This is a genomic window from Aeromonas aquatica (genome assembly GCF_000764655.1).
Lineage (GTDB): Bacteria > Pseudomonadota > Gammaproteobacteria > Enterobacterales > Aeromonadaceae > Aeromonas > Aeromonas aquatica.
The window spans coordinates 1-670 of sequence record NZ_JRGL01000062.1; the positions used below are offsets into that span (position 1 = coordinate 1).

At 39.7% G+C, this 670-nt stretch carries 1 protein-coding gene; it reads right to left on the minus strand.

What is annotated here, in order from left to right; all coding sequences use genetic code 11:
* On the minus strand, positions 1-316 hold a 316-nt coding region (locus LG30_RS22700; protein ID WP_238566399.1), incomplete at its 3' end, for a hypothetical protein.
* Positions 317-670: the final 354 nt, after the last annotated feature.

Here is a 670-nt window from a genome sequence, read left to right on the forward strand (position 1 = left end):
GAAGTATATACACTTGTTCAACGTCTACAGCAGCAGTAGTTGCGTACAGCTCTTGAACTTGATTTTTTGAAAAGTTTCTTTTATAAGTTTCCGAAACAACACCGGCTAATAGTACAGAAATTCGTTTTTTCAGAAAATCCAAGATACTTTGTTTTGTAGGTAGATCTGGCCTAGGTGTGCAACAAGAGAGCCCACTTAATTGGTTTGCGATTAATTTAATCTCAATATGATCTGCGTCGAAGCCATAGTGCTGAGCAGTAAACCAATGGCCTAGTTCATGTTTGCAAATGTTAATTACATCATTTCGGTTAACCATATTTCCTCTTAAAATAATACTTTAATGTAAAGTCCATTTGATGTTTTTTATAGGGGGCGTTATATTCAAAAATTCATCCACTCACTAGGTTACAGTCCACCTAAATGCTATTGTTGACCTGTAATCAGATGGCAGTTCCTTGTCATAGGTAAGATATACATGGAGCTTTGGTACCATGCGGAAATGGTATCTCAAATGGTTCCAAATGTTGAGGTGAATTAGGAGTAAGTTTGGAGGGGATCACAGATTTTGTGGGAGGGGGTGGAAGAACGGATACTCCGACTCAGAAGCGGCGCAGAGAGCCGCTCCTGAGCTGCTCGTTAAGTGCTCACAGGACGTTATTGTGTCAGAAAA